This is a genomic window from Planomonospora corallina (assembly GCF_042650625.1).
Classification (GTDB): Bacteria; Actinomycetota; Actinomycetes; order Streptosporangiales; family Streptosporangiaceae; genus Planomonospora_B; species Planomonospora_B corallina.
Map to the genome: position 1 here is coordinate 147,211 of NZ_JBHSBM010000008.1, position 25,649 is coordinate 172,859.

Consider the following 25,649-nt stretch of genomic DNA (forward strand, 5'->3'; position numbering starts at 1 on the left):
AGAGGACAGTGGCCGAATTGGATAGATGGGATCTGGTGGTCAAGCGCGACGACCTGTCAGCGATCGAGGTTCGTGCCGCATCCCCCCTCGAGCCGGACGACGGTGAGGTGCTCCTGGCCGTCGAGAAGTTCGGGCTGACCACGAACAACGCGACGTACGCGCGGTTCGGCGAGTCGGACATACCGTTCTTCGACGCTTTCCCCGGGCCGGAGGGGTACGGACGGGTCCCCGTCTGGGGCTTCGCCCGGGTCGTCGAGTCCAGGCACCCCGAGATCGGCGTGGGCACCCGCTACTTCGGCTACATGCCGATGTCCACGCACCACGTGGTGCGGCCGGCCGTCACGCCGCGCGGCTTCACCGACATGACCCCCACGCGGCACTTCCTGCACCCGTGGTACTGGACGTTCGAGCTCGCGGCCGAGCCGGACGGGCTGGACGACCGCCGGGCCCTCCTCCACCCGGTCTATCCGGCCGCGTACAACCTCGCCGACCTGCTCGTCGCGCGGGAGGCGCAGGGCGCCGTGTCGGCCGTCATCACCAGCGCCTCCAGCAAGGTGGCCATCGGCCTGGTGGAGGAGCTGGCGCACCGCGGGTCCAAGCTGACGACGGTGGGCATCACGGCCGCCACCTCGTTCGTGGAGGGTCTGGGCCTGTACGACACGGTCTCGCCCTACGACCAGTGGCCCCCGGTCAAGGGCCCGATCGTCTTCGTCGACCTGACGGGCGACGCCGGGACGCGGCTCGCGGTCGCGGAGACGTACGAGAAGGACCTCGCCGCGACCGTGCTGATCGGCTTCACCCACCCCACCGCCGCCGTGCCGCCCCCCGACGGGCTGCGAGGGCCCGAGGCGGAGGTCTTCTTCACCCCGGCCGTCGAGTGGGACAAGGCGGAGACGGAGGGGGCGCAGGCGTACTACTCCCGCTACGGCGCGTCCGAGAAGCGCTTCCTGGAGAGCACCGTCCCGTGGCTCACCGTGAGGAACGGCCGGGGGCCGGAGGAGATCGGGAAGGCCTACCGCTCGCTGCTCGCCGGCGACCAGTCACCGAACATCGGCCACGTCCTGCACCCGTAGAGGAGACCCACAGTGGCACTCGACACGCGCGAGATCACCAGACCGGCCGCTCCGCCGTCCGCCCAGGTGCCGTGGTGGCGCCGGCCGTGGATCGTCCCGCTCGCCCTGATCGTGGTCGCCTACCTCGTCTTCCAGATCAGGCCGTACGTGCCCGAGGAGACGGCGCCGCTTCCCGCGCACGACGGTTTCCCGATGTACTACCCGCTGCTGGTGGTCCACATGATCGGCGGGACGCTGGCGATGCTCACGGTCATCCTGCAGGTCTGGCCGCGGATCCGGATCCGTCATCCGGCCGTCCACCGGATCAGCGGCCGGGTGTACGTGGTCTCCGCCCTGGTCTCCGCGGTGATCGGACTGGTCATCGTCCGGTTCGCCCCGGTCGTCGGCCAGATCGGCGTGACCTGCTCCACGCTCCTGTGGTTCGGCTTCACGGTGGCCGGCTTCGTCTGGGCCCGCAAGCGCAACTGGGAGCTGCACCGCAGGTTCATGCTCTACAGCTTCGCCATCGTGATGAACAACGTCTGGGGCGTGCTGATCGTCAACACCATCATGGCACTCGGCATCGAGGTCGACTTCAACTACCTCCTCGAAGGAGCCCGCTGGATCGGCTGGGTCGCCAACCTCATGCTCGTGCAGTGGTGGCTGTACCGTACGGCGGGCCGTCCGCTGGGCCTTCCCGGCCGGGGCCGCTGACCGGCCGCGACCTCGCCGTCACCGGCCGGCCACGAGAGCGAGGGGCCGATGGGATCTTCCCATCGGCCCCTCGCGCCGTGTCCGCCGCGTCGCGGATCAGCAGTCTCGGTCTCGGCAGTCTCAGCAGTCGATGAGCAGGCAGTGGCCGGGCCGCGGTCCGGTGCCGACGCAGACGGCGCCGTAGTGGTCGAGGAGTTCCCGGGCCTGGGCGGCGGCCCGGGTGAAACGCTCGACCGGGTCGTGGCCGCGCCCCATGATGTCCTCCAGGGCGTCCATCATGGCGTGCTGGATCTGCGCGAAGTGCCCGAGGATCGGGCCGTGCGAGCCGGGGGCCCGGTCGGCTTTCTCCAGCTGCTCGGACACCGCGCGGTGGTAGGGGTGCTCGTCGTACCAGCCCTCCCGCTCCAGCACCTCGATGGCGGGGTAGGTCACGGGAGCGGAGCCGTACACCTTGTGCCACTCGGCGGCGTTGCGCGGGCTGTTGAGGTACTGCATGAAGGCGAGGGCGCCGTCCCGCGTGGCCTCGTCGAGCCCGTCGGCCAGCCACATGGCGTCGCCGCCGATCCAGTTCCCGCCGTACGGCAGGTCGCCGTTGTGGGGGGTCGGCCCGACGTGGATCTCGAATCCGGCCTCCTCGGCCGCCTTGACCATGTAGGGGGCGTCGAAGGAGGAGCTGAAGCGGAAGACCACCTGCTGCTCGGCGAAGGCCCGGGCCGAGCCCGCCCAGTCCTCGACCTTGCCGGTGTAGAGGTAGTGGCCGTCCCGGAACAGCCGGTACCACCACATGACATAGGCCAGCATCTCCGGAGACGCGAGATCGACGTTCCTCGCGCGGCCGTGGCGGCCGTTGCCGGCGTCGGTGAGGGCCGCGCCCTGCTGGATCAGCGCGTGCTGGAAGAACTTTCCGTCGTTGGCCCAGCTGATGGCGTGTGACGGGCCGTTCTCCAGCTCGGCGATCGCCCGGCAGGCGGTCTCGACCTCCTGCCAGGTGCGCGGGACCTCCTGGACGCCCGCCGCGTTCAGCAGCGTGGTGTTGGTGTACATGTGCATGGTGGACAGGGTCAGCGGCACGGCCTGGAAGGAGCCGTCGATCGTGTAGAACTCCCGGCCTGCGGCGACCATGTCGTCCAGGACGACCGGGTGGCCGAGGATCTCCTCGCGGCCGGCGATCGCCTTCTCCACCGAGGTGTAGAGCGGCCTCCCCTCGCGGGTGAGCGTGTCCCGCGCCAGCTGCGTCGCGCCGCTGTAGTAGGAGGCCATGGTCGGAGTGCGGCCCTGCAGGGCCGCCTTCGAGATCTCCTCGGCGAGGTTCTGGAAGTAGAAGCTGCCCACGTTGATCCGGTACTCGGGGTGGAGCTCCTCGAATTCCGCCGCACGTTTCTTGATGGGGTCGAGGAAGTTGGGGAACGTGTACTCGGAGAAAAGGGCATCGATGACTATTCTGCCCGTTCGATTCGCCTCGGCCACCGGCGCAATCCTTTCCGGAATGTCTGGCCGGCCCGGCGGCCGACCGCCGGGCCCGTGACAGCAGAAATGCTCCAAAGGCCGATCGTCCCGTTCCTCTGCTGAGGCGCGCATCTCTCCCGTTGCTCGGTTGTCAGCACGACGGAAGGTGCCGGTGCCGCCGCCGCGCGCCACTCTGTTCCCAGACATTGGAGGACGAATCGATATGACCGACGTTCCGGCGCTTGTGTCTGCGCGTATCACTCCGGACGATCCGAGATATGAGAGCCTGCTCCGCGGAACGAATCACAGATTCGTTGGAAGTCCTGACTTCGTCCGCGTGGTGACCACCACCGAGCAGGTCGTCGAGGCGGTGAACGAGGCCGTCGCCGAGGGCAGGCGGATCGCCGTGCGCAGCGGTGGTCACGGTCTCGAGAACTTCGTCGCCGACCCCGAGGTCAAGGTCCTGCTGGACGTCTCCGAGATGACCCGCGTCTACTACGACAGCGAGCGACGGGCCTTCGCCGTCGAGGCCGGCGCGACGCTGGGCCACGTCTACCGGGTCCTGTTCAAGGGCTGGGGCGTCACCGTGCCGGGCGGCATGTGCCCCGAGGTCGGAGCCGGCGGTCACTTCGTCGGCGGCGGTTTCGGCCCCCTGTCGCGCAGCCACGGCGCCGTCGTCGACTACCTCCACGCGGTGGAGGTGGTGGTCGTCGGGGAGGACGGCAGGGCGAGGGTCGTGACGGCCAGCCGCGAGCCCGGCGACCCGCACCGGGATCTGTGGTGGGCGCACACCGGCGGCGGCGGCGGCAACTTCGGCGTGGTGACCCGCTACTGGATGCGCACACCCGGCGTGACCTCGGCGGACCCCGCCGAACTGCTGCCCAGGGCTCCGGCCGCGACTCTCAGCGGCGTGGCGGTCTGGTCGTGGGACTCGGTCGACCGGGCCGGCTTCACCACCATGATGCGGAACTTCGGCGACTGGTGCGAGAAGAACAGCGACCCCGACTCGCCTGCCAGACACCTGTTCCCGTGGTTCCACGGGTCGCACCGGTCGGTGCCTCCGGGGCTGATGGCGGGCGCCCAGATCGACGCCGGGACACCGGGCGCGGAACAGCTGATGACCGAGTTCCTGGACGCCATCGCGGCCGGGGTCGGCGCCGAGCCCGTGGTCCGCGACCTCCAGACCCAGCCGTGGCTGTACGCCGCCGCCTATCCCGGCTACGGCGACCCCGGAGGCCCGGACACGCGCCGCTTCAAGATCAAGGCGGCCTATCTGCGCAGGGGCTACACCGACCGCCAGATCGAGGCGATCCACCGGCACCTCACCGGAGAGATCTACAACCCGACCCAGCTGCTGCTCGTCGGATACGGCGGGCGGGTCAACGCCGTCGCCCCCGACGCCACGGCGACCGCGCAGCGCGACTCGATCCTGAAGGCCGCCTATCTGGGCGCCTGGTCGAGTCCCGACGACGACGACACCAACATCGCCCTGATCCGGAAGCTGTACGAGGACGTCTACGCCCACAGCGGGGGAGTGCCGGCGCCCGACGAGCACAGCGACGGCGCCTACATCAACTATCCGGACGCCGATCTGGCGGACCCCGCGCTCAACACCTCGGGGGTGCCCTGGCACCACCTGTACTACAAGGACAACTACCCGCGCCTGCAGGAGGTCAAGAGGCGATACGACCCGCGGGACGAGTTCCGCCACGCGCTTTCCATCAGGCTGCCCGACTAGGTCTTTGGAGACTCTCATGGACACATGCCCCTACGTCCTCGACGTGACGGGGAAGGACATCCACGCCGAAGCCCGCACGCTGCGGGCCAAGGGCCCCGCCACCCTGGTCGAGCTGCCCGGGGGGGTCAAGGCCTGGATGGTGAACGGCTACGAGACCGCCCGGCGGATGCTGACCGATCCACGGATCACCAAGAGCGCCCGGGCCCACTGGCCGGCCTTCGGCAGCGGCGAGATCCCGCCGGACTGGGAGCTGATCAGCTGGGTGGCGATGGACAACATCTCCACCTCCTGGGGCAAGGACCACCTGCGGCTGCGGAGGCTGGTCGGCAAGGCGTTCACGCCCCGCCGCATCCAGGCCATCAGGCCCCGCATCGTGGAGCTGACCAACCAGCTCATCGACGCGATGGCGGCCAGGGAGCCGGGTGAGGTGGTGGACCTGCGCGAGGCTTTCGCCTACCCGCTCCCGGCCCGCCTGGTGGCCGACCTGATCGGGATGGACGAGGCGGCGCTGGCCAAGACGGCGGTGGTCATCGAGCTGATGGTGGACACCACCGCCACCCCCGAGCAGGCCGCCGCGGTCCTGGCGGGCTGGCGCGGCGCGATGGCCGAGTTCATCGAGGCCAAGCGGCGCGATCCCGGCGAGGACATCACCAGCGACCTGATCGCCGCCCGTGACGAGGACGGCAGCCGGCTGGGCGAGTCGGAGCTCGCCGACACGATCTTCGCCATCCTCGGCGCCGGGACCGAGACCACGATCAACTTCCTCGACAAGGCCACCACCGCCCTGCTGACCCATCCGGAGCAGCGCGAGATGGTCACCAGCGGCAGGGTGCCGTGGAGCGCGGTCCTGGAGGAGACGCTCCGCGCCGAGGCGCCGCTGGCCAGCCTTCCGCTGCGGTTCGCGGCCGACGACATCGAGCTCGACGGCGTCACCATCCGCAAGGGCGAGCCGATCCTCATCAACTACACCGGGGCCGGGCGGGACCCGGCCCTGCACCGGGACCCCGACGTCTTCGACGTCACCCGCGCGGACAAGGAGCACATCTCCTTCGGGTACGGCCCGCACTACTGCCTCGGAGCGGGCATCGCGCGCCTGATCGGGGAGATCGGCCTGTCCGCCCTGTTCGAACGCTTCCCGGACCTGTCCCTCGCGGTGCCCGCCGAGGAGCTGCAGCCGCTGCCGACCTTCATCATGAACGGTCACCGCTCGCTGCCGGTGCGGCTCACCGTACCCGCGATGACCGGAGGCCGGGCATGAAGATCGGTGTGGTGATCGGGGACTTCGCGTGGGAGACGGGCCCGGCCGAGACACTGGCCAGGATCGCGCGGGCCGGTGACGACTGCGGCCTGTCACTGATCGGCGTGGGCGACCACCTCTGGCAGGGGCCGCACGTCGGCGGCCCGGAGGCCCCGCAACTGGAGTGCTTCACCGTCCTGTCGTTCCTGGCCGCCCACACCCGGCGGTGCCGCATCGCCCCGGTGGTGGCCGGTGTGCACTTCCGCGCGCCGGCGCTCCTGGCCAAGACCGTGACCACGCTCGACGTGCTGTCCGGCGGCCGGGCGATGCTCGGCCTCGGCGTCGGATGGGACGAGGCGGAGGCGTCCGGCATGGGCATCCCGTTCCCCTCCCTCAGCCGGCGCTTCCAGATGCTGGAGGAGACGCTCCAGATCTGCGCGGGGATGTGGGAGGGCGAGCAGGGCTCCGGGAAGCCCTTCGAGGGACGCCACTACCGGCTGGGGCGTCTGCTCAACCTGCCGCAGAGCCCGTCCAGGCCGCGCCCGGCGATCATGATCGGTGGCGGCGGCGACACGACGCTGCGCCTGGTGGCCCGCTACGCGGACGCCTGCAACCTCTACGCCGGCCCCGACCTGGAGACCAGGCTCGACGTCCTGCGCGGCCACTGCGCGGCCGAGGGTCGCGACTACGAGGAGATCGAGAAGACCTGCATCCTGCCCTTCGACGCGGGGGATCCCGGCGCGCTGGTCGAAGAGCTGCGCAAGCTGGAGGCGGCCGGGATCGAGACGGCCATCGGGATCGTCTCCGGACCCGACCCGGCACGGCAGGTGGAGCTCGTCGGCGAACACGTGGTGCCCGCGGTGTCGTGACAGGACGGGACTGGCGGGAGCCGGCTTGCGCATCCTCGAAGGTGCGAGGGTCCGGGTGCTCCCGCTTGAGTCGTCTGTGAAGCCTGCCTGAAGAAGGAGTCCACCTCGTGACAACAACCGTAGAATCCGGGTCGTTCGTCGTCGACGAGCTCGACCCCGCGCTGTACGGGCAGATCATCAAGCCCGGTGACGCCGAGTACGACAAGGCCCGCGCCGTGCAGACCGGTGGGGTCGACCACCGGCCGGCGGTCGTCATCCGGCCGGCCGACGCCGCCCAGGTCTCCCGGATCGTCACGCTCGCCAGGGAGACCGGCACGGAGCTGTCGGTCCGCAGCGGGGGGCACAGCGGGGTGGGCCACGGCGTCTCCGACGGGGGCATCTGCCTCGACCTGACCGCCATGAAGGCACTGGACATCGACGTCGAGGGCCGGACGGCGTGGGCGCAGACCGGCCTGACGGCCGGGGAGTACACCGTCGCGGTCGGGGAGCACGGCCTGGCCACCGGGTTCGGGGACACCGGGACCGTGGGCATCGGCGGCATCACCCTGGGCGGGGGCATCGGCTATCTCGTGCGCAAGCACGGCCTCACCGTCGACGACGTGCTGGCCGCCGAGATCGTCACGGCCGACGGGCGGATCCTCCACGTCGACGAGGAGAACCACCCGGACCTGTTCTGGGCGATCCGCGGCGGCGGCGGGAACTTCGGCGTGGTCACCCGGTTCAAGTTCCGCCTGCACGAGCTGAAGGGCATCTACGGCGGCTTCCTGATCCTGCCCGCGACCCCCGAGGCCATCGTCGCCTTCGTCGAGGAGGCCGACGCGGCCCCCGAGGAGCTGTCCACGATCGCGAACATCATGCCGGCCCCGCCGATGCCCTTCCTGCCCGAGGAGCTCCACGGCACGCCGGTCATCTTCGCCATGATCTGCTACGCGGGCCCGGCCGAGGAGGGTGAGCGGGTCCTGGCGCCCTTCCGGGCCATCGCCACCCCGCTGGCCGACATGGTGGAGGCCATGCCGTACTCCGGCATGTATCCGGAGGAGGAGGAGATGTACCCCCTCGCCGCCTCCGTCAACCTGTTCATCGACCACGTCGACCTCGCGGTCGCCGAGACCATCGTCGAGCGCATCAAGTCCTCGACGGCGCTGATGGCCGCGACGCAGCTGCGGGTCCTGGGCGGGGCGATGGCCCGGGTGCCGTCCGACGCCACCGCGTTCGCCCACCGCAGGAGCCGCATCATGGTCAACCTGGCCGCCATCTACGCGGACCCCTCCGAGGGCGACCGGCACGCCGCCTGGGTGGCCGACTTCGCGGCCTCGCTCAAGCAGAGCGACGACGGCGTCTACGTCAACTTCCTGCTCAACGAGGGCGAGGAGCGGATCAGGGCGGCCTACCCGGGCGGCACCTACGAGCGCCTCGCCAAGATCAAGTCGAAGTACGACCCCACCAACCTGTTCCGCCTGAACCAGAACATCCCGCCCGCGTCCGATTAGCGGCACCTCGCCGCGCACGTACGGAGAAGCGGGCAGAGGCGCCCCGGCCGGGCACGGAACGGCCCCCCGGACACCGGTGCTGCCTCTTCCGGCACTCGAACGACGGCAGAAAGGAGCATCCGTGCACACGCCTCCCGAAGGAGAGCTGAGCCTGCGAGCCGGACGGCGGGAATGGATCGGTCTGGCCGTCCTGGCCCTGCCCACCGTCCTGCTGGCCCTGGACATGAGCGTGCTCTACATGGCGCTCCCCCACCTCAGCGCCGACCTGGGCGCCTCCAGCCTGCAGCAGCTGTGGATCATCGACATCTACGGTTTCATGATCGCGGGCCTCCTGGTCACGATGGGCAACATCGGTGACCGCATCGGCCGCCGGCGCCTGCTGCTCATCGGCGCCACGGCGTTCGCCGCCGCCTCCGTACTGGCGGCCCTCTCCACCGACGCGGTGATGCTCATCGCGGCCAGGGCGCTGCTGGGCATCGCCGGTGCGACGCTCATGCCGTCGACGCTCTCCCTGATCTCCCACATGTTCAAGGACCCGAAGCAGCAGGCCATGGCGATCGGCGTGTGGATGGGCTGCTTCCTGGGCGGCACGATCCTCGGCCCCGTCGTCGGCGGAGTGATGCTGCAGTTCCTCTGGTGGGGGTCGGTGTTCCTGCTGGCCGTTCCGGTCACCGTCCTCCTGCTGGCCGTCGGGCCGAGGACGCTGCCCGAGTTCCGCAACCCCGATGCCGGCCGGATCGACCTGCCCAGCGTGGTGCTCTCGCTGGCGGCCGTCCTGCCGTTCGTCTACGGGCTCAAGCAGATCTCGCGGGAGGGCCTCGACGTCACGGCGGTGCTGTCCATCGCCGCGGGCCTGGTCTTCCTCGTGGTCTTCGTGCGCCGCCAGTCCGCCCTGGCCAACCCGCTGCTGGACGTGAGCCTGTTCCGCAACCGCACGTTCAGCGCGGCCGTGACGATGACCGTCTTCTCCGGATTCCTGTCCGGGGCGTACCTGTTCGTCTATATGTACCTGCAGCTGGTGGCGGGGCTGACACCGCTGAACGCCGCGCTCTGGACGATCCCGATGGGCATCGCGACCCTGGTCAGCCTCCAGGTGGGCCCGCTCCTGGCGCAGAAGTACCGTCCTGCGTACATCATCACGGGAGGGCTGCTCCTCGTCGCCGCCGGCTACTCGCTGGTCGCCCAGGTCGACGCGAGCGGCGGCCTGGGGTTCCTGATCCCGGGCCTGGTCGCGGTCGCGGCGGGCATCGGCCCGGCGGCGGGACTGAGCGCCAGCATGATCATGGGCTCGGTGCCGCTGGAGAAGGCCGGCGCCGCGGCGTCGGTGAACGAGACGTCCTCCGAGTTCGGGGCGGCGACGGGGGTGGCCGTGGTCGGCATGCTGGGCATGTCCGTCTACCGCTCCGAGATCGAGGGCACGATGCCCTCCGGGCTCCCCGCCGATGTGGCGGCGGCCGCCCAGGAGAGCGCGCCCGGGGCCGCGACGGCCGTGCAGCGGCTCGGCGGCGGGCCGTTGGCCGAGAGCCTGACCGAGGCGGCGCACGGCGCTCTCACCAGCGCGCTGAGCACGACGGCGTGGGTCAGCGCGGGGATCATCATCGGTCTGGCGGTCCTCGCCGTCACCACGATGCGGCACGTGCCGCCCACGGGCGAGACCGCCGCCGCGGGCCCTGCGGAGGAGCCGGCCGCTGAAGGGGCCGCGGAGGAGGTGAAGGAGCGGCCCGTGTTCTCCGAGACGTAGGGAACCGCCTCCGCGCCGCGGGAACCTCTCAGGAAAGAGCGGCCGCCTCAGGAAAGAGCGACCGCTTCCGGAAAGGGCGACCGCCTCCGACCGGATGAACCGCGGAAACCGTGCGGGCCGTCCGCCGGACCGCCACGCCCGGGAAAGGCGCCGATCCGTTCGGCGCCTTTCTTCTTTCGTGCCCGGCGAATTATCCGATTCGGATCACGCAACGGAGGAGTTGTGCCGGAGGAGACGGCGTTGCGATCGTAACAGGGCTAGTCGAGGGAGGATTTCAATTGATAACTGCCGCGCCGCCCCGTACGCAGTCCACCGATGTGAACCGGGAATCGGTCCGCCGGACCATGTTCCTCTATCAGGACGGTGTGATGCTCTCCTCCGCGGTCCGCGCGCTCGATGCGCTGGGCCTGCTGGACTCGCAGGGCGGGATCGATCGGTTGGACACGGGATACGTCCGCGTCGCCTGGCGCGCTCTCGCCGCCGTCGGCTGGCTGGACGAGGAGACGCTGAAGTGGACCGACGAGGGCTGGGCCGCGCAGCGGCACCGCGAGCGCTACGTCGCCGGCGGACGGTTCCTCGCCCGATTCGCCGACAACGCCCCCGACTCCTGGGCGCACCCCTGGGACCCCGCCACCGGTAAGGCCTTCTCGGACCTGCTCAAGGCGCACGAGTACTGGCGGACCACCGCAGATCCCGAGGACGTGGTCACCGCGCACCTGGACGGCGTGCTCGCCGCGCCCGCGCTGCTGTCGCTGCGCGGTTCGGGACGGCTCGAACGGCCCGAGGGCGACGTCGCGCGACTGCTGGCCATGCTCGGCTGGCTCGACGGGGACGGGTCCTGGACCCCGTTCGGGCGTGCCGGGCTGAAGATGGTCGACCACCTCGGGATGGTCGGCTCCTACCTGCCGATGCTGGCCCGGCTCGAGGACCTCTGCCGCGGGGACCTGCTCGTCCGGCCGGGCGACGGCGAGTGGCACTGCCAGCGCCGGCTGAACGTCGAGGCCAGCGCCGCCGCGCACCGGCGCTATTTCACGGAGGCGGATCCGGTGTTCGCGGAGATCTTCAGCCGTGATCCGTGCCCTTCCTTCATCGCCGACATGGGCTGCGGGGACGGCAGCTGGCTGGCCCACCTCCACGGCCTGTTCGGGGACGGCGTCCGCTACGTCGGCATCGACGCCAGCAGCGTCGCCCTCGACTCGGCACGAGCCGTACTCGAGGCGGCCGGGGTGCGGGATCCGCTGCTGCTGCTGGGCGACATCAGCGACCCCGACGCTCTGTCCGCGCAGCTGGCGGCCCACGGGCTGGCGATGGAGGACGGGCTGCACATCCGCTCCTTCCTCGACCACGACCGCACCTACATCGGAGGGGGGCCGCGCGACGACGTGCCCGGCTGGTCGACCGGCGCCTACGTGGCCCCGGACGGCCGCGCGCTGAGCGCCGCGGAGGTGGAGGCGGACCTGGTCGCCCACTTCCGGAGGTGGGTGCCGCACGTGGGCAGGCACGGGCTCGTCGTCCTGGAGGGCCACTGCGTCCCGCCGCACGTGACCCGGCGGCACCTCGGGGCCCTGCACTCGGTGGCCTTCGACGCCTACCACGGGCTGTCGCACCAGTACCCCATGGAGTACCCGGCCTACATGCGGTGCCTGCGGCTGGCCGGGCTCCAGCCCGTCAGCCACCTCGAGCGCCGCTATCCGACCACCCGGCCTTTCGTCGCGGTGTCCCTCAACCGCCTGGTGCCCGTGCAGCCGGCGCCGCCGCGGGTCTCCACGGAACGCCGTGACACGTGGCGGCCCACCCCGGACATCGATCTCACCGACGGCGAGAGCCTGCACCGGCTGCTCTTCACCGATGGTGACCTCACCCATCCGCGCAGCTGGAGCTCGGGTGCCACCGGCATCGTGGTCCGCGACACGCTCCAGGCCGTCGAGGAGCGGATCGCGGCCGTCCGGCCCGGCGAGACCGTCCGGGTGCTCGACTACGGAGCGGGGACCGGCCTGGCCTCGATAGAGCTGATCAAGGCATGCGTCTCGCACGAGGTCGAGCGGCGCCTGGCCGACCGGGGAGCCACCTTCGAACTGCACCTGGTCGACATCCCCACGACCTGGTTCGCCAAGGGTTACGAACTGCTGGGCGAGCACCCGTGGACCCGGTTCCACGCGCTCCGCGCCGGCGGCGCCTTCCGCCCGCTGATCGATGTCACGGGCGGAGACCAGGTGGATGTCGTGATGGCCAACATGGTGTTCCACCTCCTCACGGAGGAGGCCATGCGGCACGCCGCCGCCTCCATCGCCGATGTCCTGCGGCCCGGTGGCCTGCTGGCCTTCAACTCGCCCGATCTGGGCCCCACCGGCCCCTACTCCCTGCTCTTCCACGACTCCAACCGCCTGCTGCGCCGGTACTGGCTCGCCGCGCTCGACTCCCCCGAACCGCGCACCCTGGCACCCGTGCTCCGGGAGGCGGTGTCACAGGTACGGCCCAGCGCCCGGGAGGCCGCCCAGCGTCGCGCCGACAAGAGGATCCTGCCCACCCCGCAGACCCGGGCGTCGGTGGCCGCGGCGCTGGCGTCCCGCTTCCAGGGCGCCGTCGAGGAACGCGCCTACGAGATCCTGGCGGAGGAGTGCCTGATGACCGCGCTCGTTCCCGCGAACCAGGCCGAGTACCTGTCGGAGATCACCGATCGGAGCCTGCGTGAGGCCGTCATCCACCACCTCATGCGCGAGCGCGTGCTTCCCGAGTTGATGAGCGGCCCGGCGGGGACGGCCCTCGGCCTCAACATCGAATGGACGATCGGCCGTTTCAGGAGAATTCGATGACAATCGCATTCATGAAGATGTGGCGGTCGCAGCGGGAAGTGATAGTCGACTAGGGGGAACGGCTGCGGACTCGGGGTGCGCAGCCGGAACCCGACGATCGATCCGAGACTCCGAGAAAGTGCCGTCCGATGGTACAGAAAACGTCGCAGAACGATGTCCTGCCGAGCGCGCGATCATCCCGTCTGGAAACTCTCACGGGAATGCGTTTCATCGCCGCGCTGCTGGTTTTCCTCACCCATGCCCTCCTCGGCGGCGCCCTGTTCGCCTCCAATTTCCAGTACGAGTACACCGGGTTGATCTTCCACGCCGGCTGGGCCGCGCTGGTGTACTTCTTCGTGCTGAGCGGCTTCGTCATGACCTGGGCGCGCCGGCCGGCCGACACCGCCCCGACGTTCTGGCGGCGCCGCTTCTTCCGGGTCTTCCCCAACTACTGGACCACGCTGGCCGTCTACGCCCTGGTGCTCGGCCTGCTGCTCGACACGCCCACCGATCTGGGGACCCTGGTGCGGCACGTCCTGGGGCTGCAGGCGTTCAGCCCCGACCTGATGACCCGGATCGCCTTCAACCCGCCGACCTGGTCTCTCTCGGCCGAGCTGTTCTTCTACCTGTGCTTCCCGCTGCTCATCCGCCTGGTCGACCGGATCAGGCCCGAGCGGCTGTGGGCGTGGGCCGGAGGGGTGGTGGCGGCGAGCTTCGCGGTGCCGTTGCTGGCTCCGCTGCTGCTGCCCCCGTCCAAGCCCATCGAGGGCTTCGGCTGGCCGGAGCTGGAGATGTGGGTGATCCAGCAGTTCCCGCCGTTCCGGATGCTGGAGTTCGTCTTCGGCATGATCCTGGCCAGGATCGTCATCACGGGCAGGAGGGTCCCGGTGAACTTCGGCGCCGCCGTGGCGCTCTTCGTCGCGGTCTTCGCCCTGTCCCCGCTGATCCCCGAGCGGCTGAACATGGCCGCCGTCCACCTCGTCCCCGTCGGCCTCATCATCCTCACGGCCGCCACCCGGGACGTCGGGAGCCGCGCCGGCTGGCTCGGCAGCCGTCCGATGGTCAAGCTCGGAGACCTGTCCTACGCCTTCTACATCTGGCACTACATGATCATCGTCTACGCCCGCCAGCTGCTCGGCACGCCCGAGGGCTGGAGCGCGCCCGTCGGCTGGCTCGTGCTGGGGGCGCTCATCCTGGTCACGCTGGCCATCGCCTGGGTGCAGTTCAGGTTCGTCGAGGACCCGATGTTCCGGCGTTTCGCCACCTCCCGGCGCCGGCGTCCGGCACCCGCCGCCCCCGCCCCGTCCGAGGGCGAGCTCGAAGGGGAGAAGGTCCTGCGGTGAGGACCTGACCACGGCCGGAAAGGCGGCGGCCCGGCGACGACCGGGCCGCCGCCTTTCCTGTCCCGCCCCGGTCGCGGGGAGGGGGCGGCAGGGACGGGAGGACCGGCGGGGACGGTTCACAGCGAGAGGCCCGGTGAGACGGTGCCTCTCACCGGGCCTCTCGGCGGATTCGCCTCTCCGTCACAGATTCCCCAGGCACAGCAGCAGGAGGCACAGCAGCAGGGTCCGCGCCTCGACGCCGAGGTAGTAGCTGTGCCGCTGCAGGGCCAGGAGCTGGTCGAACGAGATCCAGGCGAAGTCCGCCGGCACCCGCAGCGGGAAGTCGTCACCGGCCTCCACCACGAGATAGCGGGTCTCGGCGTGGAGGAAACGCCCCCCCTCCTCCGACTGCACGACGTCGTAACGCACTCCCCCGCGCGCCGACAGCACGTAGTCGAGGAACTCCGGGCGCCGGTCCGCCGGGGTGTCCGCGTAGTCGTTCATCATGAACCGCACGGTGGGACCGAGCTCCACGGTGTCGCGGTATCCCGGCAGGACCTCCGCGCGCACCAGCGCGTGCAGTCTCCCACCGATGCGGCGGACCACGAGTCCCGCCAGGCCCGGACCGTGGGGCGCGAGGAGCGGCTGCTTCCAGCTGTGCACCTCGCGCGTCCGGGCGTGGACCCGGACGCCGACGATGCTGAAGTGCCTGCCGTCCTCGGAGAGGATCCTCTCGTCGTCCCGGTGCCATCCCACCAGGGAGTCCAGCGGAACCAGCCGGGCGGACAGCTCGTGGTGGCTCTTGCGGCCGGTGAACCAGCTGAGGACCTCCGTCATCGTGTGCAGGCCGCCGGGCTCCGGATCGCCGGCCGAGGCGCCGCCGACGCTGAGCAGGGACGCGAGGACCGTCCGTGCGTCCATGTTGACGACGTTGGGCCGCCGGAGCAACGCACGGATCTGCCCGAGCGTCAGCCAGCAGAAGTTGTCGTGGACGGGCACGTCACCGGTGACCTCCACGACGACGTTCCGGTTCCGCTTGAGATGGAACCACGCTCCCTGCTCCGACTGCAGGACGTCGACGAGGACCCGGCCCATGCCCGGTTCGGTGAAGTACTCGACGTAGCGGGCGGGTCTTCCCCCGTGCACCCGGGTGTAGTTGCTGGACGTCGCCTGCACCGTGGGCGACAGCTGCACCATGTGCAGGTTCCCGGGCTCCATCTTGGCCTGCAGCAGGAAGTGCAGGACGCCGTCGAATTCCTTGGCGATTATCCCGAGAATGGCGATGTCCCGCTGCACGAGAATGGGCTGCCACCATTCTCGGTCGTGCCCGTCCCCGTGCGCGCGGCCGACCTGGACGTGCAGTCCCTCCACGCTGAAGAACCGGCCGCTGCGATGCTCCAGGTTCCCCGTGCCGGGGGCGAAGTACCAGCCGTCCGGATCCGTCAGCCGGGCCAGCGCCAGGCGCGTGCTCTCGAACGGCTGGTTCCTCTTCTCGGCGAGCCAGCCGTCGACGTCCGGGCTCATCCGGGACTCGGTCGCCAGTGCCGAGGCGGCGACACGGGCGGTGAGGTCGGCGGACGTCGCCGTGCTGAGCTGGTGGAGTCGCGCAGGCACCGTATGGCCCCCCTTGGTCGGTGTGACTCCGTGCATGCTCCTACGGCCGGATTCCGCGGTGCATCTTGTGAGTTGCGGATGGACGGTGCCGGGCGGTGGGGGCCGGGAATTCACAGCATCGCAGGAGATGCGTCGGCGGCTTTCCGGTTGGCACGCTGATACGGCACCGGCACGACGTATTCCTGAGAGTGGGTGACCCATGGAATTCCTGTCTGATCAGGGAAATACCTCGGCCGCGGTAATCGGAATGGGATATGTGGGATCGCCCATCGCTGCGGTGCTCGCCGAACGGGGCGTGGACGTCGTCGGGATCGACGTCGATCCCGAGCTGGTGGCCGGCCTGGCGCGACGCCGCTGCGCGTTCAGCGAGCCGGGGCTGGCGGAGCTGCTGTGCGACGGCCTGGACTCCGGCCGCCTGCGTGTCAGCACCGACTACGACCTGGTGTCCGACGTGGACGTGGTGATCATCGCTGTGGGCACACCGGTTCGCGGCACCGAGCTCGTCGACGAGTACCTGCGGAACGCGTGCGCGGAAATCGCCAAACGGCTGCGCGAGGGCCAGCTCGTCATCGTCAAGAGCACGGTGCCGCCGGGGACGACCAGGAACCTGGTCGCCCCGCTGCTGGAGGCGGGCGGCCTGGTGGCCGGCGAGGACTTCGGCCTGGCCTTCTGCCCCGAACGGCTCTCCGAGGGCCACGCCCTGCGCGAGCTGCGCACGTTCCCCATCATCGTGGGCGGCCTGTGCGGTGAGAGCGCGGCGGCCGCGGCGCGGTTCTGGCAGCGGACGATCGGCGTCGAGATCATCGACTGCGGGTCGGCGGAGAGCGCCGAGATGGTGAAGCTGGCCGGCAACTGGTGGATCGACCACAACATCGCGATGGCCAACGAGCTGGCCAAGCTGTGCGGCGCGCTGGACGTCGACGTGCTGGAGGTGATCAACGCGGCCAACACGATGCCCAAGGGCTCGGGGAACGTCAACATCCTGCTGCCGAGTGTGGGCGTCGGCGGATCGTGCCTCACCAAGGACCCCTGGATGGTCTGGCGGGCGGCCCGGGACCGCGGCATCCGGCTGGACACGATCGGCGTCGCCCGGGAGGTCAACGACTCCATGCCGGGCTACACCGTCGGCCTGATCGCCGAGGAGCTGGCCGGGATCGGCAAGCGGCTGGACGGCGCGAAGGTCGCGGTGCTGGGGGTGGCCTTCAAGAACAACACCGGCGACCTGCGCGCCACCCCCGCCCTGCAGGTCGTGGCCGCGCTCCGGCAGGCCGGCGCGGAGGTGGCCGTCCACGACCCGCTCGCGGACCCCGGCGAGGTCAAGAAGCTCTTCGACCTGGTACCGGTCCAGACGGCCGGGGAGGCGCTGGCCGGGGCCGACTGCATCGCCGTACTGGCGTGGCACGACGCGTTCGAGGAGATCGACTTCGCCGCGCTGCGGGAGTCCGTGGCACCCGGGTGCGCCATCGTCGACGGCCGTGCCCACTATCCGCGCCGGACCATCGAGTCCCTCCGGCGGCACGGTTACACCTATCGCGGGATCGGCAGGTAGCGGCATGGCACGGGTCGTGGTCACGGGCGGGTGCGGGTTCCTGGGCAGCCACCTCGTCGACGAGTTGGTCCGGCGGGGCGACGAGGTCGTCGTGTTCGACGGCGGGACGCCGCCGCCCGACCAGTCCCCGTCGCCCGCGGTCCGGTACGTCGACGGCGACATCCGGGACGCGTCCCGGCTGGCCACGGTGGTGACCGGCGGCATCGACGTCGTCTACCACCTGGCCGCCGTCGTCGGCGTCGACCGCTACCTCTCCAGTCCGGTCGACGTCATCGACATCAACCTCCTCGGCACCCGGAACGTCCTGGACCTCTGCGCCGGCGTGGGCGCGAAGGTCGTGGTCGCGAGCACCAGCGAGGTCTTCGGCAAGAACCCCGCCGTGCCCTGGCGCGAGGACGACGACCGGGTGCTGGGCAGCACCGCCGTGGACCGGTGGTGCTACTCCTCCAGCAAGGCGCTGGGCGAGCACCTCACCTTCGCCTTCGCCCGCGACCGCGGGCTCAGGGCGGCCGTCGTGCGCTACTTCAACGTGTACGGCCCGCGGCAACGGCCCGCGTTCGTCGTCAGCCGGTCCATCCACCGGGCCCTCAACGGGCAGCCGCAGGTGATCTACGACGACGGCGGCCAGACGAGGTGCTTCACCTTCGTCCGGGACGCGATCGACGCGACGATCGCCGCAGGTACCAGCGAGACCGCCGACGGCGAGTGCTTCAACGTCGGCAGCTCGGTCGAGACGACGGTGGCGGAGCTGAGCGCGATGATCGCGGAGCTGACCGGCACGGCGGCGGCGGTGCCGGTGCGGACCGGGGAACGGCTCGGCGACCGCTACCAGGATCTGCGCAGGCGGGTGCCGGACACCGGGAAGATCAGGCGGGTTCTCGGCTGGCGGTGCACGACGGATCTGCGCGGAGGACTGGCCAGGACCATCGAGTGGGCGCGGCGGAATCCGTGGTGGCTCGCCCTGCCGGACAGCGGCGTCGAACCGGGAAGGTCACCTGCGGTGACGACCGCCTGAGGAGGAACCGCATGACCCTGCCCGGCACCATCAGGACCGTCTCGACGCGTGAGGTGTACCGCAACCGCTGGCTGTCGCTGCGTGAGGACGTGGTGGAGCGTCCGGACGGCACCCGCGGCATCTACTCGGTGGTCGACAGGCCCGACTACGCCGTGGTGATCGCCGCCGACGACGGCGGGTTCCACATGGTCGAGCAGTACCGGTACCCGATACGCGGACGGTACTGGGAGTTCCCCCAGGGCTGCTTCCCCCAGGGGCGGACGGGCACGGCGGAGGAGCTGGCCCGTGCCGAGCTGGCAGAGGAGACCGGTCTGCGGGCGGCGTCGTGGACACCGCTCGGCACGCTCTTCGGCTGGCACGGCGCCAGCGGGCAGGCCTTCACCGTGTTCCTGGCCACCGGTCTGAGCGCGGGCACGCCCCAGCGCGAGCACGAGGAGCAGGACATGCGGCACCGCTGGGTCCCGCGCGCGGAGTTCGAGCAGATGATCCGCGACGGCGGCATCCGCGACGACTCCACCGTGGCCGCGTATCTGCTGCTGCTGATGCACGAGCGGACTCACGGAGCGCCCGCCGCCGTGCACGGCCCCGCCCGGCGGAGCGCGGGACCCGCGCGTCACCACGGCGACCGGCCCGTCCCGTAGCCCGTCCTGCCATGTCCGACCCGAGGCGAGGAGTCCCGATGGGGAACATGATCAATGTTGTGCAGCCGTCGCTGGGCGAGCGTGAGCTCGCAGCGGTGCGGGAGGTGTTCGAGAGCAACTGGGTCGGCCGGGGCCCCCGAACCGGCGAGTTCGAGGAGGCCTTCGCCCGGCACCTCGGTGTGGGCCGCGAGCACGTCACCTCGACCAACTCGTGCAGCTCGGCCACGTTCGTCGCGATGGAGCTGCTCGGCCTCCGTCCCGGTGACGAGGTCGTGCTGCCTACGGTGAGCTTCGTCGCCGCCGGCAACGCGATCGCCGCCCGCGGCGCGCGGCCCGTCTTCTGCGATGTCGACGAGCACACGCTGAATCCGGGCGTGGCCGACGTCGAGGCGGTGCTGACCGAGCGCACCAGAGCCGTGGTGGTCCTGCACTACGGGGGCCACCCGGGTGCCGTCACCGAGATCGCGGAGCTGTGCCGCGCCCGCGGCGTCCACCTGATCGAGGACGCCGCCCTGGCGATCGCCTCCACCGTGGACGGCCAGGCCTGCGGCACGTTCGGCGACATGGGCATGTGGAGCTTCGACCACGCCAAGATGGTGGTCACCGTGGACGGCGGGATGCTGTACGTCCGCGACCCCGAGCTCGCCGCCCGGGCGCCCAAGGTCGCCTATCTCGGCCTGGAGCCGCGCAGCGCCGCCCGCTCCGCGCCCACGTCCTTCCAGAGCGGCTACGACCAGGCGCTGCGTTCGAAGACCCGCTGGTGGGACTACGACGTCGTGTCGTTCTCCGGCCGCTCCACCACCAACGACGTGCTGTCCGCCATCGGTGTCGTCCAGCTGAGCAGGCTCGAGGAGTTCGTCGCCCGCCGCAGGGAGGTCGCCCGGGCCTACGACGCGGGACTGGCCGGCGTGGCCGGCGTGCGTGTGCCGCCCCCGCTGCCCGCCGGGCACACGTCCTCGTACTTCATGTACTGGCTGCAGTTCGAGGACGACATCCGTGACGAGATCGCGCGCGACCTCTTCGAGCGCGGCATCTACACCACCTTCAGGTACCCCCTCATGCACCAGGTCGCGGCGTACGGGTCGGACGCCGTGCTGCCGCGGGCGGAGGCCGCGGCGGCCAGGACGCTGCTCCTGCCGATCCACCAGTCGCTGTCCGACGCCGACGTCGACCGGGTCGTCACCGAGGTGCGCGCCCGCGTCGCCGCCCGGCGCAGCAGGGGGCGGGCGGCCTGAGCGGGGATCCCGGCGCCGTCCCGGCCGGGATCGGTCAGACCTGACCGATCCCGGCCGGTTGCGCGCGGGATCGGTGGAGATCAGATCCGGCGCGCCGCCTCGCCGATGCGGGCGGTCAGCTCGGCGGTGCGGACGGCCGTCGCCGCCCATTCGCGGTGGTGCGGGTCGTGCCCGTGGGCGCGGGCGGCCTCGACCGCTCCGGCGAACGCCGTCAAACCCGCGTTGAGCTGGTGCTCGGCGGGCAGGGTGAGCTCCTCGACATGGTTCTGGGACACGATGCGCAGGGTCGGGGTGTACCAGGGAGGCGGTGTGAAGGCCCGCTCCACGATGATCTGGCCGGTGCTGCCCCAGAGCCGGTAGCGCGAGCCGAAACCGTGCTCGAAGCCGAAGTTCCCCGTGGCGATCACGCCGTCCGCCGAGTGGGCGACGAAGCCGCCGGCGACGTCCACACCGGAACGCGGGTCGCGCCGCAGCACGGCGCCCGCCACGGTCAGGTCATCGCCGAGGAAGTACTGCATCGCCCGCACCGGATAGACGCCGACGTCGAGCAGGGCCCCGCCACCCAGCTCGGGCCGGTACCGCACGTCGCCGTCGGGCAGGGGCGGGAAGCAGAAGGACGCCTCCAGGTGCCGCAGCCGGCCGATGCGGCCCTCGTCCAGCAGGGCGCGCACGCGCCGGTGCTGGCCGTGGTGCAGGAAGCCGAAGTTCTCCCGCAGGACCAGGCCGCGCTCACCGGCGAGCCTGGCCAGCGCGACGGTCTCCCGGACCGTGACGGCCAGCGGCTTCTCCGACAGGACGTGCTTGCCGGCCTCCAGCGCGGCCCGCGCCCACTCGTGGTGCAGGGCGTTGGGGAGCGCGACGTACACGGCGTCGACGTCCGTACGGCGGATCAGGTTCCGGTAACCCGTCACGGGCTCGCAGCGGAACTTCTCCGCGAAGGCCGCGGCCCTGGCGCGGTCCCGGCTCGCCACGGCGACCAGGCGGACCGCGGGGTTGTCCCGGATGGCGGGCAGCATGCTGCGGTCGCCGAACGCCGAGCAGCCGAGCACGCCGATGCGCAGGGCGCCGTCCATGGGCGCCGTCAGACCACGGAGACGGCGGGCAGCGGGAACGCCATCTTCCCGCCCGCCGCCAGGAAGTCCTGCTCCCGCTCGACGAACCCGTTGCGGTGCACCCACGGCAGCACCAGCAGCTGGTCGGGGCGGCGCGCCTTGGCCTCCTCCTCCGAGACGATGGGGATGCGGGTGCCGGGCGTGAAGCAGCCGTGCTTCTCCGGGCTGACCTCGCCGATGCACGGCAGGTCCTCGGGACCGATCCCGCAGTACTGGAGCAGCACGTTGCCCTTGGTCGACGCCCCGTACCCCAGGGTCAGCCTGCCGGCGGCGCGTGAGTCGTCCAGGAAGGCGCGCAGCTCGTCGCGGTGCGTGCGGACCCGGCGGGCGAAGGTCTCGTACGTGGCCGTGTCGGCCAGCCCGAGCCTGGCCTCCCGGCGGCGGACCCGCTCGATCGAGTCAGTGTCGATCTTGTGCCGGCCGGGGTCCTTCACCAGGGTGACGCACAGGCTGCCGCCGTTGACGTCGGTGATCTCGGCCGACGTCACGGTGAGCCCGACACGTCCGGCCATCCACTCGATCTGGCTGAACGCGTAGTACTCCAGGTGCTCCTGGCACACCGCGTCGTACGCCAGCGACTCCACCATCGAGCCCGCGTCGCTCATCTCGACCAGCCACACCCCGTCGTCCGCGAGGATGTCGCGCACGTCGGTCATGAACCCGACCGGGTCGGGCAGGTCGTAGAACATGGCGATCGAAGTCACGATCTTGGCCTTGCGGTCGCCGTACCGCTCGGTGAGGACGTCCTTGGAGAAGAAGTCCGGGATCAGGTCGATGTGGTCCGGGTAGTAGTGCCGCCACTTCTCACCCGTGGGGTCGACGCCGACCAGGGTGAGGCCGTCGACCGAGTATCCCTGCAGCAGCGTGGAGTCGTTGCTGCCGATGTCGACGACTAGGTCGGCGCCGTTCAGGTCGACCATGCCGGTGAGCCTGGCGACCTTGCCGTGCAGATGGTTGATCATGAAGGGCCGGATGCCGGAGCGGTATCCGTAGCGGTCGCCGTACATCAGGGAGAGGTCGGCGGTGTGCCGCAGCTGCACCAGCCCGCAACCGTCCGGGGAGCACTTGACGAGTTCCAGCGGGGCCGACGGCACGATCTCGTCGAGGCTGCGGGGGAAGACCCCCGTCAGCGCCTGGACCCCCAGGTCGAGCACCGGTAGCAGGTCACGGTTCCCGCAGATGCGGCACTCGGTGCACTCGATGATGTCCATGATGCTCTCCACTGGGTTCGTCAGCGTGCTGTGCGGTATCGGGCGGTGAGCCTCTCCAGCGCGGGCACGACGTCGTTGGGGCCGGGCATCGACGTGTACTCGGTGCGGAGCCGGGCGGCGCCGGCGGCGTAGGAGGGGTCCTCCAGGACCCGCTTGAGGCTGTCGCGGAGCGCGTCCGCGGTGAAGGTGCTGGAGTTGCCGGCGTAGACGCCGGCCCCGCGGCGTTCGAGGCCGAGTCCCATCGCCAGAGGCCCGCCCCATTTCTCGACCTTGAAGTCGTTGGGGACCACGATCTGGGGGACGCCGTGCTCGAGCGCGGCGGCGAAGGCTCCCGTCCCGCCTTCGTGGACGAACGCCGAGCAGCTGGGCAGCAGGGCGTTGAGCGGCACGAAGTCGACGACGCGGACGTTGTCGGGGACGGGGACCGAACCGACCTGGTGGGCGTTGAGGGTGGCGACGACCTCGATGTCGAGGTCGGCGACCGCCTCGAACAGCGCCCGGGCGGAGGAGGACCCGCCGATGGTCGCGTCCCGGTGGGAGATGCCCTGGGTGATGCAGACGCGCCTGCGGGCGGGCCGCTCGAAGACCCACCGGGGGGTGGTGGCGGGGCCGTTGAAGGGGATGTTGCGCACGGGCAGGTGGTGCACCCCCTCGGGCTGCCAGATCCAGGGAGGGGAGGGGGAGATGGTCCAGTTCCCGAGCGCGACGGTCTCGTCGAACTCGCAGCCGAACCGCTCGAGGACGGGCCCCAGCCACTGCCGCAGCGGGTCCGTCCCGGAGCCCGGGGCCGACCGGCACGCGGCGCGCAGCTGGGCCACGCGGTCCACGCTCCACAGCATGCGGGCGTGGGCCGCGCCGACGACCCGGGCCGCGACGGCGCCCGGGAAGGCGGTGGGGTCGGTGACGACCAGGTCGGGGCGCCATGCCCGGGCGAAGTCCACCAGGTCGTCGAAGGTCTCCTCGGGGAAGAAGACGTCGCGCACGCCCGCGGTGAAGTCCTCCAGCTCGACGTGCGGGTCGTCCCAGCCGTAGTCGCTCTGGGCGGATCTGCCGGTCCGCAGGCCCCGGGGGTCGCAGGGGCCGAAACGCTCCGGAGGGTCCGTGGGGGTCATCCTCATGGGCTGGTCGCCGGGGACGGCGTTCGCCATCTTCTCCTCCAGGCGCAGTGCGGGGCCGACGGAGACGCCGGGCAGCCCGGTGTGGGCGACGGATTCGGCCATGTCCGGAGGGGCGGCGACGCACACCTCGTGCCCGGCGGTGCGCAGGGCCCACGCCATGGGGACCTGGACGTACAGATGCGCCCGGAAGGGATTGGTGACGAACAGGATCCGCATCGGAGTCCTTTCACTGACTTTCACTGGGGCGATCAGCGAGCGCGGGCGGCGGCCGGCCGGTGCGCGCGGGCCCGGGACGGCGCCCGGACCCCAGTATCGCGACGGGCCGCTCCGCCGGCGTCTTCTGAATTGCGTGGTTGCGCCGCGCGGGAACGGTCACCGCCCAGGCCCGGATCCGCATTCCAGAAGGTGCCGGAGAGGCCGCGCCCGACGAAAGTGGGCGGGGCGGCTCTTGTTCTCGGTAAATCCGGATCCAAAGGATTCATGCGGATGGCTGTAGCCACGGACCTTTCTCAGCACGCCCACACTTCTCCGCCGGAGCCCGGCCTGACGCCGGAAGAGGTCGTCGCCCGGGCCGAGGCCATCGCGGCATCGCTCGTCGAACGCCAGGCGGAGACGGAGGAACGGGGGTACTACGCCGCGGACACGCACGAGGCGTTCCGGGAGGCGGGTCTCTACCGGATCCTCGTCCCACGCCGTTTCGGCGGCTACGAATTCGGTGTCGACACCTTCGCCCGGGTCGTGATGGCTCTGACGCGGGCCTGCCCGTCCACCGGGTGGATGTACTGCCTGGGGGCCTCCCACGCGCTCGTGGTGGCCTCGCTGTTCGACGAGCGCACCCAGGCCGAGCTGTTCGGCGGCGGCGACTTCATCTGCCCGGCCACCGTCGTCCCGAGCGGGACCGCCGAACGCACCCCCGAGGGGGACTGGCGGCTCAACGGCACCTGGAACTACTGCTCCGGCTCCCCGTACGCCACCCACTTCCTCGGCCACACCATGGTCTCGCCCGCCGAGGGGGAGCCTCCCCGCCCGATGATGTTCATCGCCCCGCGCAGCGAGTGGACCCGGCTCGACGACTGGGGGGCCCAGCTGGGCCTCAAGGGCAGCGGGTCGCACGGCATCACCATGCGCGACGCGCTCGTTCCCGCCCACCACACCATGGACACCCACATCAGCCAGGTGACCGTCACGGACGGCACGCCCGGCCGGGAACTGCACGGCAACCCCGAGTACGGCGGCGGCCAGCTCAGCTTCATGGTGATCGAGGACGCCATCCTCGCCGTGGGCATGGCGCGCGGCGCGCTCGACGCCTACGAGGACCTGATGCGGGCCAGGACCGCTCCGTTCCCGCCCAACCTCCCCCGCACGCACGACCCCGACTACCAGTTCTGGTACGGCCAGGCCGCCGGCATGATCGCCACGGGTGAGGCGGCGGTGCTCAACACCGTGCGGGAGTGGCGCGAGGCCAGTGCCCGGGGCCCGGCGGCGATCACCCGGGAGCTGGAGATGCGCATCGCGGCCGTCTGCCACCAGGTGGTCGAGCTGTGCTGGAGGGCGGTCGCCGACCACCTGTTCCCGACGGCGGGCTCGAGCGCGGTCCGCCGGGGGGAGCGCATCGAGCGGGTCTGGCGGGACATGTCGATGTTCCACAGCCACGCCGGCTTCGCCGTCTTCCTGTCGACCATCGCCAAGCGGGAACTGGCCAAGGCCAGGTTCGGCGTGGCGGAGGACGCACACGCCTGAGCCCCCGCCGACC

General features: G+C 70.9%; 19 protein-coding genes. 14 read left to right on the forward strand and 5 right to left on the reverse strand.

The window, feature by feature from the left end:
• The first annotated feature begins 17 nt into the window (after positions 1-17).
• Both ACFOWE_RS02685 and ACFOWE_RS02690 read left to right on the forward strand, forming a co-directional pair.
• On the forward strand, positions 18-1,073 hold the full coding sequence (locus ACFOWE_RS02685; RefSeq protein WP_377285134.1) for a DUF2855 family protein: 1,056 nt from the start codon (positions 18-20) through the stop codon (positions 1,071-1,073).
• 12 nt (positions 1,074-1,085) lie between these two features.
• Positions 1,086-1,766, forward strand: coding sequence for a DUF2306 domain-containing protein (locus tag ACFOWE_RS02690; protein ID WP_377285135.1), 681 nt, complete (start codon positions 1,086-1,088; stop codon positions 1,764-1,766).
• 120 nt (positions 1,767-1,886) lie between these two features.
• Here the strand turns inward: ACFOWE_RS02690 and ACFOWE_RS02695 are convergent, their stop codons facing one another.
• Positions 1,887-3,233 carry an extracellular solute-binding protein gene (locus tag ACFOWE_RS02695; protein ID WP_377285136.1) on the reverse strand — a complete coding sequence of 449 codons (1,347 nt, stop codon included), beginning with the start codon at positions 3,231-3,233 and terminating at the stop codon, positions 1,887-1,889.
• A 202-nt stretch (positions 3,234-3,435) separates the two neighbouring features.
• Between ACFOWE_RS02695 and ACFOWE_RS02700 the strand changes: the two genes are divergently transcribed.
• From ACFOWE_RS02700 to ACFOWE_RS02730, 7 genes are all read left to right on the forward strand, one after another.
• Positions 3,436-4,950 carry an FAD-binding oxidoreductase gene (locus tag ACFOWE_RS02700; protein WP_377285137.1) on the forward strand — a complete coding sequence of 505 codons (1,515 nt, stop codon included), beginning with the start codon at positions 3,436-3,438 and terminating at the stop codon, positions 4,948-4,950.
• A 16-nt stretch (positions 4,951-4,966) separates the two neighbouring features.
• Positions 4,967-6,208: a cytochrome P450 family protein gene (locus tag ACFOWE_RS02705; RefSeq protein WP_377285138.1), complete on the forward strand. Its 1,242-nt coding sequence runs from the start codon at positions 4,967-4,969 to the stop codon at positions 6,206-6,208.
• Positions 6,205-7,056, forward strand: a complete 852-nt coding sequence (locus ACFOWE_RS02710) for an LLM class F420-dependent oxidoreductase (protein WP_377285139.1) — start codon at positions 6,205-6,207, stop codon at positions 7,054-7,056. Before ACFOWE_RS02705 ends, ACFOWE_RS02710 begins: the two co-directional genes overlap by 4 nt.
• A gap of 107 nt (positions 7,057-7,163) precedes the next feature.
• The gene (locus ACFOWE_RS02715) at positions 7,164-8,546 is read left to right on the forward strand and encodes an FAD-binding oxidoreductase (protein WP_377285140.1); all 1,383 of its coding nucleotides are present in this window, start codon (positions 7,164-7,166) and stop codon (positions 8,544-8,546) included.
• Positions 8,547-8,667: 121 nt separating this feature from the next.
• Positions 8,668-10,287, forward strand: a complete 1,620-nt coding sequence (locus ACFOWE_RS02720; RefSeq protein WP_377285141.1) for an MFS transporter — start codon at positions 8,668-8,670, stop codon at positions 10,285-10,287.
• Positions 10,288-10,631: 344 nt separating this feature from the next.
• Positions 10,632-13,100 (forward strand): class I SAM-dependent methyltransferase, encoded by a 2,469-nt coding sequence (locus ACFOWE_RS02725; RefSeq protein ID WP_377285142.1) that lies wholly within the window; start codon positions 10,632-10,634, stop codon positions 13,098-13,100.
• A 200-nt stretch (positions 13,101-13,300) separates the two neighbouring features.
• On the forward strand, positions 13,301-14,422 hold the full coding sequence (locus ACFOWE_RS02730; protein WP_377285143.1) for an acyltransferase family protein: 1,122 nt from the start codon (positions 13,301-13,303) through the stop codon (positions 14,420-14,422).
• A gap of 180 nt (positions 14,423-14,602) precedes the next feature.
• Here ACFOWE_RS02730 and ACFOWE_RS02735 read toward each other — a convergent pair whose 3' ends face one another.
• Positions 14,603-16,015, reverse strand: a complete 1,413-nt coding sequence (locus ACFOWE_RS02735; protein ID WP_377285144.1) for an NDP-hexose 2,3-dehydratase family protein — start codon at positions 16,013-16,015, stop codon at positions 14,603-14,605.
• Positions 16,016-16,214: 199 nt separating this feature from the next.
• Between ACFOWE_RS02735 and ACFOWE_RS02740 the strand changes: the two genes are divergently transcribed.
• Genes ACFOWE_RS02740 through ACFOWE_RS02755 form a run of 4 tightly spaced genes read left to right on the forward strand, consistent with a single transcriptional unit; the run spans position 16,215 to position 20,455 of the window.
• Positions 16,215-17,564 (forward strand): nucleotide sugar dehydrogenase, encoded by a 1,350-nt coding sequence (locus ACFOWE_RS02740; protein WP_377285145.1) that lies wholly within the window; start codon positions 16,215-16,217, stop codon positions 17,562-17,564.
• Positions 17,565-17,568: 4 nt separating this feature from the next.
• Positions 17,569-18,579: an NAD-dependent epimerase/dehydratase family protein gene (locus ACFOWE_RS02745; protein WP_377285146.1), complete on the forward strand. Its 1,011-nt coding sequence runs from the start codon at positions 17,569-17,571 to the stop codon at positions 18,577-18,579.
• An 11-nt stretch (positions 18,580-18,590) separates the two neighbouring features.
• The gene (locus tag ACFOWE_RS02750; RefSeq protein ID WP_377285147.1) at positions 18,591-19,220 is read left to right on the forward strand and encodes an NUDIX domain-containing protein; all 630 of its coding nucleotides are present in this window, start codon (positions 18,591-18,593) and stop codon (positions 19,218-19,220) included.
• A 38-nt stretch (positions 19,221-19,258) separates the two neighbouring features.
• On the forward strand, positions 19,259-20,455 hold the full coding sequence (locus ACFOWE_RS02755) for a DegT/DnrJ/EryC1/StrS family aminotransferase (protein WP_377285148.1): 1,197 nt from the start codon (positions 19,259-19,261) through the stop codon (positions 20,453-20,455).
• Between the two features lie 80 nt (positions 20,456-20,535).
• Here the strand turns inward: ACFOWE_RS02755 and ACFOWE_RS02760 are convergent, their stop codons facing one another.
• Genes ACFOWE_RS02760 through ACFOWE_RS02770 form a run of 3 tightly spaced genes read right to left on the reverse strand, consistent with a single transcriptional unit; the run spans position 20,536 to position 24,112 of the window.
• The gene (locus tag ACFOWE_RS02760; RefSeq protein WP_377285149.1) at positions 20,536-21,528 is read right to left on the reverse strand and encodes a Gfo/Idh/MocA family protein; all 993 of its coding nucleotides are present in this window, start codon (positions 21,526-21,528) and stop codon (positions 20,536-20,538) included.
• An 8-nt stretch (positions 21,529-21,536) separates the two neighbouring features.
• Positions 21,537-22,778, reverse strand: coding sequence for a class I SAM-dependent methyltransferase (locus ACFOWE_RS02765; RefSeq protein WP_377285150.1), 1,242 nt, complete (start codon positions 22,776-22,778; stop codon positions 21,537-21,539).
• A 20-nt stretch (positions 22,779-22,798) separates the two neighbouring features.
• The gene (locus ACFOWE_RS02770; RefSeq protein ID WP_377285151.1) at positions 22,799-24,112 is read right to left on the reverse strand and encodes a nucleotide disphospho-sugar-binding domain-containing protein; all 1,314 of its coding nucleotides are present in this window, start codon (positions 24,110-24,112) and stop codon (positions 22,799-22,801) included.
• Between the two features lie 270 nt (positions 24,113-24,382).
• Between ACFOWE_RS02770 and ACFOWE_RS02775 the strand changes: the two genes are divergently transcribed.
• The gene (locus ACFOWE_RS02775; protein WP_377285152.1) at positions 24,383-25,636 is read left to right on the forward strand and encodes an acyl-CoA dehydrogenase family protein; all 1,254 of its coding nucleotides are present in this window, start codon (positions 24,383-24,385) and stop codon (positions 25,634-25,636) included.
• Positions 25,637-25,649: the final 13 nt, after the last annotated feature.

Excerpts from the sequence above, each read along its gene's own strand:
- ACFOWE_RS02700 (WP_377285137.1), top strand. The coding sequence starts at position 3,436 with ATGACCGACGTTCCGGCGCTTGTGTCTGCGCGTATCACTCCGGACGAT.
- ACFOWE_RS02705 (WP_377285138.1), top strand. The coding sequence starts at position 4,967 with ATGGACACATGCCCCTACGTCCTCGACGTGACGGGGAAGGACATCCAC.
- ACFOWE_RS02710 (WP_377285139.1), top strand. The coding sequence starts at position 6,205 with ATGAAGATCGGTGTGGTGATCGGGGACTTCGCGTGGGAGACGGGCCCG.
- ACFOWE_RS02725 (WP_377285142.1), top strand. The coding sequence starts at position 10,632 with ATGTTCCTCTATCAGGACGGTGTGATGCTCTCCTCCGCGGTCCGCGCG.
- ACFOWE_RS02730 (WP_377285143.1), top strand. The coding sequence starts at position 13,301 with ATGCGTTTCATCGCCGCGCTGCTGGTTTTCCTCACCCATGCCCTCCTC.
- ACFOWE_RS02740 (WP_377285145.1), top strand. The coding sequence starts at position 16,215 with ATGGAATTCCTGTCTGATCAGGGAAATACCTCGGCCGCGGTAATCGGA.
- ACFOWE_RS02745 (WP_377285146.1), top strand. The coding sequence starts at position 17,569 with ATGGCACGGGTCGTGGTCACGGGCGGGTGCGGGTTCCTGGGCAGCCAC.
- ACFOWE_RS02750 (WP_377285147.1), top strand. The coding sequence starts at position 18,591 with ATGACCCTGCCCGGCACCATCAGGACCGTCTCGACGCGTGAGGTGTAC.
- ACFOWE_RS02755 (WP_377285148.1), top strand. The coding sequence starts at position 19,259 with ATGGGGAACATGATCAATGTTGTGCAGCCGTCGCTGGGCGAGCGTGAG.
- ACFOWE_RS02760 (WP_377285149.1), bottom strand. The coding sequence starts at position 21,528 with ATGGACGGCGCCCTGCGCATCGGCGTGCTCGGCTGCTCGGCGTTCGGC.
- ACFOWE_RS02765 (WP_377285150.1), bottom strand. The coding sequence starts at position 22,778 with ATGGACATCATCGAGTGCACCGAGTGCCGCATCTGCGGGAACCGTGAC.
- ACFOWE_RS02770 (WP_377285151.1), bottom strand. The coding sequence starts at position 24,112 with ATGCGGATCCTGTTCGTCACCAATCCCTTCCGGGCGCATCTGTACGTC.
- ACFOWE_RS02775 (WP_377285152.1), top strand. The coding sequence starts at position 24,383 with ATGGCTGTAGCCACGGACCTTTCTCAGCACGCCCACACTTCTCCGCCG.